The 15,363-nt window shown below is 70.3% G+C and carries 3 protein-coding genes and 1 pseudogene; 1 reads left to right on the top strand and 3 read right to left on the bottom strand.

All coding sequences use genetic code 11. The annotated features are described in order from the left end of the window. Nucleotides 1–93 precede the first annotated feature (93 nt). A pseudogene (locus WMF17_RS21520) lies at nucleotides 94–11,655 on the top strand (SDR family NAD(P)-dependent oxidoreductase); the annotation flags it as partial. 376 nt (nucleotides 11,656–12,031) lie between these two features. Here the strand turns inward: WMF17_RS21520 and istB are convergent. Genes istB through WMF17_RS21505 form a run of 3 tightly spaced genes read right to left on the bottom strand, consistent with a single transcriptional unit; the run spans nucleotide 12,032 to nucleotide 14,689 of the window. Further along, nucleotides 12,032–12,820 carry an IS21-like element helper ATPase IstB gene (gene istB / locus WMF17_RS21515; RefSeq protein WP_437644266.1) on the bottom strand — a complete coding sequence of 263 codons (789 nt, stop codon included), beginning with the start codon at nucleotides 12,818–12,820 and terminating at the stop codon, nucleotides 12,032–12,034. Then, nucleotides 12,813–14,318: an IS21 family transposase gene (istA, locus tag WMF17_RS21510; RefSeq protein ID WP_437644267.1), complete on the bottom strand. Its 1,506-nt coding sequence runs from the start codon at nucleotides 14,316–14,318 to the stop codon at nucleotides 12,813–12,815. The genes istB and istA overlap by 8 nt, the downstream gene beginning before the upstream one ends. Continuing rightward, nucleotides 14,315–14,689 (bottom strand): hypothetical protein, encoded by a 375-nt coding sequence (locus WMF17_RS21505; RefSeq protein WP_437644268.1) that lies wholly within the window; start codon nucleotides 14,687–14,689, stop codon nucleotides 14,315–14,317. The genes istA and WMF17_RS21505 overlap by 4 nt, the downstream gene beginning before the upstream one ends. Nucleotides 14,690–15,363: the final 674 nt, after the last annotated feature.

The following is a 15,363-nucleotide window of genomic DNA, read 5'->3' as shown; positions in this document are numbered from 1 at the left end:
GTTATGACAAAGCCCGATGATACCCGACTTCAGCGCGCCATGGCGGCGATCGCTCTGCTCGAGCGGCGCATGGCAGAGCTCGAGGCCTCGCGCACCCAGCCCATCGCGATCGTGTCGATGGCGTGCCGACTGCCAGGGGGCGTGGCGACGCCGGAAGACTACTGGCGTCTCCTGGCGGAAGGGAAGGACGCGATCGAGGGCTTCCCTTCCCGATGGGAGTCGTTCTCTGTTTACGACCCCGATCCGGAGGTCGTGGGCAAGAGCTACGTGCGCGAGGGTGGATTCCTGCGGGATATCGATGTCTTCGACGCGAGCTTCTTCGGGATCTCGCCTCATGAGGCGCAGGGGATGGATCCCCAGCAGCGGCTGGTGCTGGAGACGGCGTGGGAGGTGCTGGAGCGGGCCGGCGTGCGCCCCTCGGCGCTGAGCGAGAGCTCCACCGGGGTATACCTGGGCTCGATGGGCTCGGACTACGGTGCTCTTCTCGGCGGTGACCTCGCCGCGCTGGACGGGTACCGGGGTACGGGGAGCGCGGCGAGCGTGCTTTCCGGCCGGGTGGCTTACGTGCTGGGGCTTCAGGGCCCAGCGATCACGGTGGACACGGCGTGCTCGTCGTCGCTTGTGTCGCTGCACCTGGCGTGCGCGGCGCTGCGCCAGGGCGAATGCGACCTGGCGCTGGCCGGCGGGGTCACGGTCATGAGCACCCCCGTGCTGTTCGTGGAGTTCAGCCGCCTCAAGGGGCTTGCGCGAGACGGTCGGTGCAAGAGCTTCTCGGCGCAGGCGGACGGAGCGGGCTGGGCCGAGGGGTGCGGGATGCTGTTGCTGAAGCGGCTGTCTGACGCGCAGCGCGACGGCGACCGAGTGCTGGGGGTGATCCGTGGCTCGGCGGTGAACCAGGACGGCCGCAGCCAGGGTCTGACGGCGCCGAACGGCCCTGCCCAGCAGCGGGTGATCCGGCAGGCGCTATCGTCGTGCCGGCTGTCGCCTCAGGACATCGACGCGGTGGAGGCGCACGGGACAGGCACGAGCCTTGGAGACCCGATCGAGGCCGGAGCGCTGGCGGAGGTGTTTGGCCCGAAGCGTGGCCCCGAGCGTCCTCTGTACCTGGGGTCGTCGAAGTCGAACCTGGGACATGCGCAGGCGGCCGCGGGTGTGGCGGGCGTGATCAAGATGGTGCTGGCGCTGCAGCACGAGGTGCTGCCGAAGACCCTGCACGCGGAGCAGCCGAGCTTGCACATCGCGTGGGAGGGGAGCGGGCTGTCGCTGCTTCAAGAGGCGCGTCCGTGGCGGCGGAACGGCCGGGTCCGTCGTGCCGGGGTGTCGTCGTTCGGCATCAGCGGGACCAACGCGCATATCATCCTCGAAGAAGCGCCCAGCGAGGCGCGGCGTGAGCCCGTCGAGGTCAAGGCCGAGGTGGCGCCTGCGGCGATGCCGCTGGTGCTGTCGGGTCGAGACGAGGCTGCGGTGAATGCGCAGGCCGGGCGCTGGGCGAAGTGGCTGGAAGAGCACGCGGAGGTGGGGTGGGCGGACGTGGTGCGCACGGCAGCGCTGCACCGTACGCACTTCGAGGCACGCGCGTCGGTGCATGCGGCGAGCGCTGCGGAAGCTGTGGAGGGTCTTCGCGCGCAGTCAGAGGGTCGCGGCCACCGCGCGGTGGCCGTGGGCAAGGCGCGGGAGCGAGGCAAGGTGGTGTTCGTGTTCCCCGGCCAGGGGAGCCAGTGGCCGGGGATGGGCCGAGCGCTGCTGGAGCAGAGCGCGGCGTTCGCGGAGGCGGTGCAGGCGTGTGACGCGGCGCTGCGGCCGTGGACGGGCTGGTCTGTGCTGTCGGTGCTGCGCGGAGAAGGCGGGGAGGAGCAGCCGTCGCTGGAGCGGGTGGACGTGGTGCAGCCAGCGCTGTTCGCGATGTGCGTGGGCCTGGCCGCGGCGTGGCGTTCGCTGGGGGTCGAGCCTGCGGCGGTGGTGGGCCACAGCCAGGGCGAGGTGTCGGCGGCGGTGGTGTGCGGAGCGCTGTCGCTGGCGGAGGGAGCGCGGGTTGTGGCGCTGCGCAGCCAGGCGGTGCGGCAGCGGTCGGGGTCAGGGGCGATGATGCTGGTGGAGCGGCCGGTGTCGGAGGTGCAGCAGCGCATCGAGCGGTACGGCGACGCGCTGGCGATAGCGGCGGTGAACACGTCGAGCTCGACGGTGATGTCGGGGGACGTGGAGGCGGTGGACGGGCTGATGGCGGAGCTGACGGCAGAAGGTGTGTTCTGCCGGAAGGTCAATGTCGACTACGCGTCGCACAGCGCGCACATGGATGCGCTGCTGCCCGAGCTGGGGGCGAAGCTGTCGTCGCTCAGGCCGAAGGCGACGGAGATCCCGTTTTACTCGACGGTGACAGGAGAGGTGTCGCGCGGCGAGGGGCTGGACGGCGAGTACTGGTGCCGCAACCTTCGGCAGACGGTGCGGCTGGACCGAGCGCTGGCGAAGCTGCTGGAGGACGGCCACGGGGTGTTCGTGGAGGTGAGCGCGCACCCGGTGCTGGCGATGCCGCTAACGACGGCGTGCGCGGAGGCGCAGGGCGTGGTGGTGGGGAGCCTGCAGCGCGACGAAGGTGGGGTGTCGCAGCTGTACAGGACGCTGGGGCAACTGCACGTGCAGGGGCACGAGGTGGACTGGACACGGGTGCTGTCGGGCCGTGGCGGCCGGTCCGTGGAGCTGCCGACCTACGCGTTCCAGCGGCAGCGCTACTGGCTGGATATCTCGAAGGCGCGTACTGACGTGGGCTCGGCGGGGCTCAAGGCAGCAGCACATCCGCTGCTCGGAGCGGCGACGAAGCTGGCCGACGGCGACGGCCATCTGTTCACAGGCCGGCTGTCGCTGGGTGAGCAGCCGTGGCTCCGCGACCATGCGGTGTTTGGTAACGTGGTGTTCCCGGGCACGGGGATGCTGGAGCTCGCGCTGGCGGCCGGGCGCACAGCGGGCAGCGGGGCGCTGTCGGAGATGGTCTTGGCCGAGCCGCTGGTGCTCGCCGAGGACGTGGCCGTGCGATTGCAGCTCTCGGTCGGGGCGCCCGACGCCGCGGGCCGGCGTGAGTTCGGGCTGTACAGCCAGCCGGAGCAGGGGCCGGAAGACGCCCCCTGGGTGCAGCATGCGACGGGCGTGTTGACCGACGAGCCCCTCGGCACCCCTGGCGAGCTCGATGAGCTGACGACGTGGCCAGTGCCCGGCGCCGAGGCGGTGGATCTCTCCGGCTTCTACGAGCGGCTGGAGGTGCGTGGACTCCACTACGGCCCGGCCTTCCAGGGGCTCGTGGAGCTGTGGCGTCGAGGCACGACGTTGTTCGGCCGCGTGGTGTTGCCCAAGGCCGCGGGGGACAGCGCCGAGGACTATGGCGTGCATCCGGCGCTGATGGACGCCGCGCTGCACACGATGGTCGCAGCCTTCCCGGAGATGGCAGAGCAAGACGCCGTCTTGTTGCCGTTCGCCTGGTCGGATGTGGTGCTGCACGCCATGGGCGCGAGCGAGCTCCGGGTCCGGATGGATCTCCAGGATCACGGCGCAGAGCAGGCGATGGCTTCGCTGTACGTCGCTGACTCCGTGGGGCAACTTGTGGTGAGCATCGGCGAGCTGAAGCTGCGCTGGGCGACGGCCGAGCAGCTGAGGGAGGCGACCCGTGCCGAGGCGCAGCATCTGTACCGGGTGGACTTCCGCCCTGTGCGTCTCGTGGACGGTTCGTCGGAGCCGGCCCCGCCAATGCTTGTCATGGTCCCGGAGGGGCGAGGGCAACTGGCCGAGATCCTGGAGGCGGAGGCGGTCGCGAGCCTCGATGTATTGCTCGCACGTCTCGAGCAGGGCGCGAGCGCGCCTGTGCGGGTGGTGGTCGATGTCACTGATTCCGCTCCCAGCCAATTGGCCGTGGCGGCGTCGTCGCACGAGGCGGCGCGACAGGCGCTGTCGCTGCTGCAAGCGTGGGTGTCGGAGCCCCGGCTCGAGGGGGTGGAGCTGGTGTGGGTGACGCGGGATGCGGTCAGCGCCGGTCCGGGCGACGGTGTCCAGGACCTGGCGCACGCGCCGCTGTGGGGGCTTGTTCGCACGGCGCGCAACGAGCACCCCGAGCGCCGGCTGCGCCTGATCGACGTCGGGACCGAGGCTGTGGACGGCGAGCTGCTGGCGCGCGCGCTGGCGATGGCGACGGAGCCGGAGCTTGCGCTGCGCGGCGGCGCGGCGCTGGCCGCGCGCCTGGTGCGCGTGCAGGCGGTGGAAGAGGTCACCCGAACTCGCGGGCTGGACCCGGCAGGCACCGTGCTGGTGACCGGGGGAACAGGCGAGCTGGGTCAGGCCGTTGCGGAGCATCTGGTGCGCGAGCACGGAGTGCGGCACCTTGTGCTGACGTCGCGCCGTGGGCTGGAGGCGCCCGGGGCCCGGGAGCTCGTGCAATCGCTCGGGGAGCTCGGCGCCGAGACCGTGACGGTGGCGGTGTGTGACGTGTCGAAGCGGGAGGAGGTCGCGCGGGTGCTGGCCGGAATCGAGGCCGCGCACCCGCTGACCGCGGTGCTGCACCTGGCCGGCGTGCTCGACGACGGCGTGCTCGACGACGGCGTCCTCGCCGCCCAGACGCCGGAGCGCATTTCACGGGTGTTCGCGTCGAAGGTGGACGGGGCGCTGCACCTGCACGAGCTGACGCTGGAGCTCGACCTCTCGGCGTTCGTGCTGTTCTCGTCGGCGGCCGGTACATTTGGGACGGCGGGCCAGAGCAACTACGCGGCGGCCAACAGTTTCCTCGACGCGCTCGCGGCGCACCGCCGCAGCCGCGGGCTCGCGGCGACGAGCCTGGCGTGGGGGTCGTGGATGCCGGAGCCGACGGGTACCGCCCGACCGAGCACCGCCGAGCCGGGAGCCACGAAACAATCTGGTCTGATGCCGATCTCCTTCAGCGCGGGGTTGTCGCTTCTGGACGCGGCGCTCTCGCGGCCTGAAGCGAGCCTGGTTTCGGCGTACCTGGACCTCGCCAGGCTGCAGAGAGGAGTCGAGGCCAGCGGCCAGCTGCCTGCGCTGCTCCGGGCGCTGCTGCGTCCGGGCCTGCGCAAGGCTACGTTTGGAACCCAGGAAGCCTCGGCGCTCCGTGAGCGTCTCGCGAGGCTGCCGGAGTCGGAGCGCCTGAATGCGCTCGTCGAGCTGGTTCGGGCCGAGGTGGCCGTGGTGCTCGGGCTGCCGCGCCGTGAGGCTGTGGCAGCAGATCAGGTGCTCAAGGATTTGGGGCTCGACTCGTTGATGGCGGTGGCGCTGCGCAACCGCCTCACCGCCCGGACCGAGACTCCATTGCCGGCGACGCTGGTCTTTGACTACCCGACGCCGCGGGCCGTCGCGGAGCTGCTGCTGAAGCAGGCGTTCTCGGAGCTGAAGAGCGCGGGGGCCCGCCCGCGGGGGCGTCGTCGCGGGCAGGAGGACGAGCCCATCGCTATCGTGTCGATGGCGTGCCGGCTGCCAGGGGGCGTGGCGACGCCGGAAGACTACTGGCTTGGCCTGGCGGAAGGGAAGGACGCGATCGAGGGCTTCCCTGCACGCTGGGACGCCCTTAGTATCTACGCTCCTGATCCGGACGCCGTGGGCAAGAGCTATGCGCGCGAGGGAGGCTTCGTTCACGGCGTCGACCTCTTCGACGCGGGCTTTTTCGGGATCTCACCGCGCGAGGCGCAGGCGATGGATCCCCAGCAGCGGCTGGTGCTGGAGACGGCGTGGGAGGCGCTGGAGCGGGCCGGCATGCGCCCCTCGGCGCTGAGCGGGAGCGCTACCGGGGTATACCTGGGCTCGGCCGGCTCGGACTACGGCAGCCAGACCGGGAGCGTCCTGGATGCTCTGGACGGGTACCAGATGACGGGGAATCTTGGCTCCGTGATCTCTGGCCGGGTGGCTTACGTGCTGGGGCTTCAGGGCCCAGCGATCACGGTGGACACGGCGTGCTCGTCGTCGCTTGTGTCGCTGCACCTGGCGTGCGCGGCGCTGCGCCAGGGCGAATGCGACCTGGCGCTGGCCGGCGGGGTCACGGTCATGAGCACCCCCGTGCTGTTCGTGGAGTTCAGCCGCCTCAAGGGGATGGCCCGAGACGGTCGGTGCAAGAGCTTCTCGGCGCAGGCGGACGGAGCGGGCTGGGCCGAGGGGTGCGGGATGCTGTTGCTGAAGCGGCTGTCTGACGCGCAGCGCGACGGCGACCGAGTGCTGGGGGTGATCCGTGGCTCGGCGGTGAACCAGGACGGCCGCAGCCAGGGTCTGACGGCGCCGAACGGCCCTGCCCAGCAGCGGGTGATCCGGCAGGCGCTATCGTCGTGTGGTCTGTCGCCCGAGGACATCGACGCGGTGGAGGCGCACGGGACAGGCACGAGCCTTGGAGACCCGATCGAGGCCGGAGCGCTGGCGGAGGTGTTTGGCCCGAAGCGTAGCCCCGAGCGTCCTCTGTACCTGGGGTCGTCGAAGTCGAACCTGGGGCACACGGGACCTGCCGCGGGTGTGGCGGGCGTGATCAAGATGGTGCTGGCGCTGCAGCACGAGGTGCTGCCGAAGACCCTGCACGCGGAGCAGCCGAGCTTGCACATCGCGTGGGAGGGGAGCGGGCTGTCGCTGCTTCAAGAGGCGCGTCCGTGGCGGCGGAACGGCCGGGTCCGTCGTGCCGGGGTGTCGTCGTTCGGCATCAGCGGGACCAACGCGCATATCATCCTCGAAGAAGCGCCCAGCGAGGCGCGGCGTGAGCCCGTCGAGGTCAAGGCCGAGGTGGCGCCTGCGGCGATGCCGCTGGTGCTGTCGGGTCGAGACGAGGCTGCGGTGAATGCGCAGGCCGGGCGCTGGGCGAAGTGGCTGGAAGAGCACGCGGAGGTGGGGTGGGCGGACGTGGTGCGCACGGCAGCGCTGCACCGTACGCACTTCGAGGCACGCGCGTCGGTGCATGCGGCGAGCGCTGCGGAAGCTGTGGAGGGTCTTCGCGCGCAGTCAGAGGGTCGCGGCCACCGCGCGGTGGCCGTGGGCAAGGCGCGGGAGCGAGGCAAGGTGGTGTTCGTGTTCCCCGGCCAGGGGAGCCAGTGGCCGGGGATGGGCCGGGCGCTGCTGGAGCAGAGCGCGGCGTTCGCGGAGGCGGTGCAGGCGTGCGATGAGGCGCTGCGGCCGTGGACGGGCTGGTCGGTGCTGTCGGTGCTGCGCGGCGAGGCGGGTGAGGCAGGTGAGGCAGGTGAGGAGCTGCCGTCGCTGGGGCGCGTGGACGTGGTGCAGCCGGCGCTGTTCGCGATGTGCGTGGGTCTGGCCGCGGCGTGGCGGTCGCTGGGGGTCGAGCCCGCGGCGGTGGTGGGCCACAGCCAGGGCGAGGTGTCGGCGGCGGTGGTGTGCGGAGCGCTGTCGCTGGCGGAGGGAGCGCGGGTCGTGGCGCTGCGCAGCCAGGCGGTGCGGCAGCAGTCGGGGGTGGGGGCGATGATGCTGGTCGAGCGTCCGGTCTCGGAGGTGCAGCAGCGCATCGAGCGGTACGGCGACGCGCTGGCGATAGCGGCGGTGAACACGTCGAGCTCGACGGTGGTGTCGGGGGACGTGGAGGCAGTGGACGGGCTGATGGCGGAGCTGACGGCAGAAGGTGTGTTCTGCCGGAGGGTCAATGTCGACTACGCGTCGCACAGCGCGCACATGGATGCGCTGCTGCCCGAGCTGGGGGCGAAGCTGTCGTCGCTCAGGCCGAAGGCGACGGAGATCCCGTTTTACTCGACGGTGACAGGAGAGGCGTCGCGCGGCGAGGGGCTGGACGGCGAGTACTGGTGCCGCAACCTTCGGCAGACGGTGCGGCTGGACCGAGCGCTGGCGAAGCTGCTGGAGGACGGCCACGGGGTGTTCGTGGAGGTGAGCGCGCACCCGGTGCTGGCGATGCCGCTGACGACGGCGTGCGCGGAGGCGCAAGGGGTGGTGGTGGGGAGCCTGCAGCGCGACGAAGGTGGGGTGTCGCAGCTGTACAGGACGCTGGGGCAACTGCACGTGCAGGGGCACGAGGTGGACTGGACACGGGTGCTGTCGGGCCGTGGCGGCCGGTCCGTGGAGCTGCCGACCTACGCGTTCCAGCGGCAGCGCTACTGGCTGGATATCTCGAAGGCGCGTACCGACGTGGGCTCGGCGGGGCTCAAGGCAGCAGCACATCCGCTGCTCGGAGCGGCGACGAAGCTGGCCGACGGCGACGGCCATCTGTTCACAGGCCGGCTGTCGCTGGGTGAGCAGCCGTGGCTCCGCGACCATGCGGTGTTTGGTAACGTGGTGTTCCCGGGCACGGGGATGCTGGAGCTCGCGCTGGCGGCCGGGCGCACAGCGGGCAGCGGAGCGCTGTCGGAGATGGTCTTGGCCGAGCCGCTGGTGCTCGCCGAGGACGTGGCCGTGCGATTGCAGCTCTCGGTCGGGGCGCCCGACGCCGCGGGCCGGCGTGAGTTCGGGCTGTACAGCCAGCCGGAGCAGGGGCCGGAAGACGCCCCCTGGGTGCAGCACGCGACGGGCGTGTTGACCGACGAGCCCCTCGGCACCCCTGGCGAGCTCAATGAGCTGACGACGTGGCCAGTGCCCGGCGCCGAGGCGGTGGATCTCTCCGGCTTCTACGAGCGGCTGGAGGTGCGTGGACTCCACTACGGCCCGGCCTTCCAGGGGCTCGTGGAGCTGTGGCGTCGAGGCACGACGTTGTTCGGCCGCGTGGTGTTGCCCAAGGCCGCGGGGGACAGCGCCGAGGACTATGGCGTGCATCCGGCGCTGATGGACGCCGCGCTGCACACGATGGTTGCGGCCCTCTCCGAGAGGCCAGGAGCGAACGAGGTGCTCCTGCCGTTCGCCTGGTCGGACGTGGTGCTGCACGCCATGGGAGCGAGCGAGCTCCGGGTCCGGATGGAGCTCCAGGAGACTGCGGGCTCCAGGCAGATCACGGCTTCCTTGTCCGTTGCAGATGCGACCGGCCAGCCCGTGGCGAGCGTCGGCGAGCTGCAGCTGCGCTGGGCGACGGCCGAGCAGCTGAGGGCGGCGATCCGTACCGAGGCGCAGCATCTGTATCGGGTGGACTTCCGCCCTGTGCGCCTCGTGGCCGGCTTGTCGGAGCCGGCCCCGCCAATGCTTGTCATGGTCCCGGAGGGGCGAGGGCAACTGGCCGAGATCCTGGAAGCGGAGGCGGTCGCGAGCCTCGATGCATTGGTTGCGCGCCTCGAGCAGGGCGCGAGCGCGCCTGTGCGGGTGGTGGTCGATGTCACTGCTGCCGCTCTCAGCCAGTCGGGCGTGGTGGCGGCGTCGCACGAGGCGACACGAGAGGCGCTGTCGCTGCTGCAAGCGTGGGTGTCGGAGCCCTGGCTCGAGGGGGTGGAGCTGGTGTGGGTGACGCGGGATGCGGTCAGCGCCGGTCCGGGCGACGGTGTCCAGGACCTGGCGCACGCGCCGCTGTGGGGGCTTGTTCGCACGGCGCGCAACGAGCACCCCGAGCGCCGGCTGCGCCTGATCGACGTCGGGACCGAGGCTGTGGACGGCGAGCTGCTGGCGCGCGCGCTGGTGATGACGACGGAGCCTGAGCTTGCGCTGCGCGGCGGCGCGGCGCTGGCCGCGCGCCTGGTGCGCGTGCAGGCGGCAGCGGAGACGCTCACGCCGGCTCGTGGGCTGGACCCGACGGGCACGGTCCTGGTGACCGGGGGAACAGGCGAGCTGGGTCAGGCCGTTGCGGAGCATCTGGTGCGCGAGCACGGAGTGCGGCACCTTGTGCTGACGTCGCGCCGTGGGCTGGAGGCGCCCGGGGCCCGGGAGCTCGTGCAATCGCTCGAGGAGCTCGGCGCCGAGACCGTGACGGTGGCGGCGTGTGACGTGTCGGAGCGGGAGGAGGTCGCGCGGGTGCTGGCCGGAATCGAGGCCGCGCACCCGCTGACCGCGGTGCTGCACCTGGCCGGCGTGCTCGACGACGGCGTGCTGTCGTCGCAGACGCCTGAGCGCATTTCACGGGTGTTCGCGCCGAAGGTGGACGGGGCGCTGCACCTGCACGAGCTGACGCTGGAGCTCGACCTCTCGGCGTTCGTGCTGTTCTCGTCGGCGGCCGGGACGCTCGGGACGTCGGGCCAGAGCAACTACGCGGCGGCCAACAGCTTCCTCGACGCGCTCGCGGCGCACCGCCGCAGCCGCGGGCTCGCGGCGACGAGCCTGGCGTGGGGCTTCTGGGCGCAAGCGGGTGTGGGCATGACAGCGCACCTGGGCGAGGCCGAGCTGTCACGCATCCGGCGCGCAGGGCTTGTGCCGATGTCGATCGAGGAGGGCCTCTCGCTGCTGGATGCCGCGCTCCTGCGCCCCGAGGCGAGCCTGGCCCCGGTGCGCTTCGATCTGGCGACGCTCCAGCGCAAGCTCGACACCGGCGGCGCGCTGCCTCCGCTGTTCCTGGCCTTGCTGCGCCCGGGCCTGCGCCGGGTTTCCTCAGCATCACAGGGCACCTCGGCGATTCGCGAGCGTCTCGTGGCGCTGCCTGAGCAGGAGCGGTTGAAGTCGCTCGTCGCTCTGGTTCAAGCCGAGGTCGCCGCGGTGCTCGGGTTGCAGGGAGCGGCTGCTATCCGGGCCGACCAGCCCCTGCTGGAGCTCGGAATGGACTCCTTGATGGCGGTGGAGCTTCGAAACCGGCTCTCCAGCCTGATCGGCGCCACGCTCCCCGTCACCGTGGCCTTCACACGTCCGGACTCCAGGTCCATCGGTGCTTTCCTCCTCGACATGCTCCCTTCGGCCGGGGAGCGCTCGCTTCCGGGGAACGACAAGGTCGCCGGCAAGTGGCTTCGCATCCTCAGGTCGCCGCGCGTCCCCGCCGTCCGGATCGTCTGCTTCCCGGGCGCTGGAGGGGCAGCCTCTCTGTTCTTGCCCCTCGCCCAGCATGTGGCCGATGACGTGGAGTTCGTGGCGATCCAGGCCCCGGCTCGGGGCGATCGGCTCGCAGAGACGCCGGTCACGGACATGAGCGTCTTCGTCAGCGAGGTGTGCGATGCGCTGCGCGAGCGACTCGACTTGCCCACGCTGTTCTTCGGCTACAGCTTCGGGACATGGACCGCCTACGCGGTGCTGTGCGGAGCCTTGTCTCGTGGCGTGCATCGTGCGCCGCTCGGCCTCGCCGTCGCCTGCATGAGCCCGCCGTCCGACGCACGACAGAGCACGATGCAAGTGGGGATCGAGGAGGATGACGACACCGTCGTGAAGAGAATGGTCGCGGTCGGGGCATGGCCGGAGGCAGCCCTGGACGACGGCGAGCTTCGTGCGGCGCTCCTCCCCTCGTTCCGTGCGGATGCGCGGCTTGGAATGAGCTATCGGTGGGCCGAGGAAAAGCTGCTGGACGTCCCTGTCCTCGCCGTGGCAGCGACGAGGGACGAGATCATCCCAGATGCGTCATCCATCGAGGCGTGGCGTCAGGTGACGACAGGAGGCTTTGTCATGAGCCACCTCGACGGCACGCACTCGCTCGTCCTGGATGATCCTGCGAGCCTGGCACGAGAGCTGTCGACGTGCGTGGAGACGCAGCTGTGGCCAGGGAGAGAGCGCTCGATCGACCGCGCCACCCAGGCACCTGGTGACAGGCGCGAGGACGGCGCGGCGGCTGGTGTCGACGGCATGCCGTCGCCCGGAGAAGAGCGCGGGAGACCGGGCACCAGCCAACCGCAAGCTTACGTGGGCTGATCGGCAGGTGGCACCTCGGTAATTCCCATCAAAGATGGAGAATGCCGCCCATGTATAAATAGCGGGGAGGGACACCTCACGCCGCGAACCCCATCGAACGCAGCGTCGTCGAGACAGAGATGTCGTATCCGCGTTGCGGAGAAGCCAGCTGTTGGCGCTCGCTGCAAACCGCGGAATTCCGGACAGCCCGAGCGCTGGGTGAGTCGTTCGTCACCTGAGGGATCCCCTCATTTTCGTGGCGGAAATTAGTGGTCGCAGAGAACTGCTCCACGGTCGGCATGCGTAGGTCCATTGGTTGTTGCTGGACCGTTCAAACCGCGGAAATCTGAACAGCCCGGCCGACCCCTGAGCGGGTGGCCGGGCTGCCGGGCAACGCCTACTTCTTCTTGTTCTTCGGCACCCCGTCGTCTCGCGGAGACGGTGCTCGCCGGCCGGCGTGCTCCTTGGCTTCGCGCAACCGGTAGCTCTCCCCCTCGATCGCGATCACGTCGGCATGATGGATCACCCGGTCGATGAGCGCGGTGGCGCACGTCGCGTTCGGGAAGACCGTCGGCCAGTCGCTAAACGCGAGATTGGTGGTGAGCACAAGGCTCTTCTTCTCGTACCGCCGGCTCACCACCTGAAAGAGCAGGTCGGCGTTGCGGTTGTCGAAGGCGAGGTAGCCGACCTCGTCGAGCACGAGCAGGCTGATCTTCGCGTAGTGCTTCAAGCGACGGTCGAGGGCACGTGAGGACTCCTGTGAGCCCAGATCGAGCAGGAGCTGCGCGGCGGTGACGAAGAGGACCGAGTGGCCCATCAGGACGGCCTGGTGCGCGAGATTCTGGGCGATCATCGTCTTTCCCAGGCCTTGCGGGGCGGCGAGCACGATGTTGCGCGCGGCGGCGAGATAGCCCCCGCCGAGCGAGTGCTCGACGAGCTCGCGGTCGATCTTCGTCGGCCAGGCCCAGTCGTAGTCGATCATCGGCTTGAAGCGGCCGAGATGGCTGTCCGAGAAGCGCCGCTCCAGGCTGCGCCTCACGCGGTCCTTCTCGTCGAGATCGACGACCCGTTCGAGCAGCTGCACCGGGCTCCAGCGCTCTTTCGTTGCCAGGGCGATGAGATCGTCGAGCCCCGCGCCGGTGGCGCGGAGCCCGAGGTCGTCAAGACGTTCTGCGAGATCACTCATGACGCTCCTCCGGGTCGCTGGCGCCGAGCGCGTCGTAGCGGCCGAGCGCGTGCGGCGTGATCCGCAGTCCGTGGATTCGCGGATCGTCGGACATGACGTGTTCGAGCGGCGGCGGGGCCCCGGCGGCGCGCGTCGCCTGATCGAGCACGTGCGCGACCGACTGGGCCGAGAGCGCGCCGCGCCCGAACGCATCGGCGATCGCCCCATCGAGGGGCGCCGCGCCGAATCGATCGAGCAGCCGCAGCAGCCGAGACGTGGTGCCACCGAGGTGCCCGCCCCGCAGCGCAATGGCGTCGAGAAACGCCTCGGCATGGGCGCAGGCGGTGCGCAGACGGTCGCGCCCGCGCAGCTCGTGCGCGTGGCGCTTGTGGTCGGCGAGCGTCTGGAGGTGCGTCGGGTCCTCCACGGTTTGAAGCCGATCGTAGGAGCGGCGGTGATGGGCGACGACGGTCTTGCCGTCGACAATCCGGACACTCTCCTCCGAGGCGATCAGCGTGAGCGGCTTGCGCACGAGAGCGTGCGGGATCGAGTAGTCGTTGAGGTCGAAGCGGAGGTACGGCGTCTTGCCCGAAGCCGCCGGTCGCACCAGATCGCTCTCGAAGGCATGTTGCGGCAGCGGCAGCAGGCGCGGCCGCTCCTCGGTGAGCGCCTCGGCGACCAGGCGTCCGTCGGGATCGCCGGGGACGCGGCGTGTGTGGGCGACGGCCGCGATCCAGGCGGCAAGCTGCGTGTTGAGGTCGGCCACCGAGGAGAACGAGCGAGCGTCGAAGAAAGAGTAGCGCAGGTAGCGAATGGCCCTCTCGACCTTGCCCTTCTCGTTTCCCCGGTACGGCGCGCAGGGCTTGGTGGCAAAGTGGTAGTGGCCCGCGAGCTCGAGCAGACGAGGATGAAAGCGAATGATGTCTCCCTGCCGCTCGAGCACGGCCGTCTTGAGGTTGTCGTAGAGCAGCGCCCGTGGCACGCCGCCGAGCGCCTCGAAGGCGCGCATGTGGCAGCGGACGAAGCTCTCCAGCGTCTGGTCGAGGGTGAAGTAGGCGTAGACGGCGCGCGACCACCCGAGTACCATCACGAAGCACGACAGCGCTCGCTTGGCCCTGCCAACGAGGAGGGTCCCAAAGCATCCCCAGTCCACCTGGGCCTGCTCCCCCGGCAGGGTGCGCAGGCGAAAGAACGCCTCGTGGTGCGAAGAGGGTCGGATGGCGCGCACGTACCGGCGCAGCTGCACCACCGAGCCTGCGTAGCCACGGGACGTGATCATGTCGTAGAGCCGGGTGGAGAGCAGCTTCGGGTGGTCCTTGAGCGTGAGCTGGATAAAGCTCTTGTAGGGATCGAGGACCGAAACGTGCGCTCGGTACTGGGTGTTGACGAAGCGCGTCGCATCGATGGCGAGGCGCACGGTGTCGTGGTGGACGCCCAGCTCGGCGGCGATCGTCCCCACCTTCCAGTGCTCGGCGAAGTAGAGCCTTCGCATGCGGGAGCGCAGCTCTTCCGAGATCATCGCGACACCTCTCCGATCAGCAGTCGCTCGAGATCATGAAAGCGGCCCATCCCCGCGATCCCCGGCCGTCTTCGCCTTCGCCCGGCGACGGGGACCCAGGCGACGGTGAACAGCGGATCGATTCCGTGGTCGGTCAACCGATCTCGACAGAGACTCGAGTCGCACGAAGTCCGCTCGTCGTCCGCAGCGAGCGCAGCGTGGACGTGCATCCCCTGCCAGAGCGCGATCGCCTCCAGGAGCGTCGCGAGCGCGCGCGGGTGCGAGGGGTCGCGGCGCAGCCTCGCCTTCAGGAGCGTCTCGCCCGCGCCGTGCATCGCCAGCACCCGCGTCGCGGTCGGGCCCGGGGCGATTCCCATCCAGATCGAACTCATGGCTCTTCTCCTCGCCGGCGCTCGCGCCCCTCGACACGAGGAGCGAATCGGCCGGCGAGGGGAGAGTCGCGGGTGGGGCAACTTCTCGGGTAGCAGCGTCCGTTACAATCGTCGCGCGCTCCTTCCGGAGCTGTCGGACCCGGAGCAACGTCATGTGCTTGCCCTCCGGACTCCTCCAGTAGCGCTGCGCGCTCTCATGCCGCGCCAGCCGACGCCGGAGGTCCTTGCACACGGCCCCGCAGTACCAGTCGCCGCGGTCGCACCGCGGACAGAGGTAAAAGAGCCGAGCGCAGGCCGGATTTGCGCACTGAACCTGGCGAACGGAGTCCATCCCGCACCGAGCGGAAAGTTGGCCGAGCCGGGTGGACCGTGCGACACCACAAGGCGTCGACCGCGTCCATCCGCGAACGACCGAGGGCTCGGAGCGGCGAACTCCGGGCCCTCATTCTTTCTGCGGGCCCGAGCATGCGCCTCCTCCGCGACCTGGGCCAAGCCGGCGGTTGCGCCTGCCCTGGGCGCCGCGAGCGCCCGGAGGCGGTGACCTTCCCGCTTCCTCCGCCGATCAGCTCGTCGCCACCACCACGCCCGAAACGATCGCGGTGACCCTGGGGGGTGACGAACGACTCACCCAGCGCTCGGGCTGTCCGGAATTCCGCGGTTTGCAGCGAGCGCCA

The organism is Sorangium sp. So ce362 (assembly GCF_051519845.1).
GTDB lineage: Bacteria > Myxococcota_A > Polyangia > Polyangiales > Polyangiaceae > Sorangium.
Note: the sequence above shows the minus strand (reverse complement) of the source record. Positions and strands in the feature narration are given on the sequence as shown.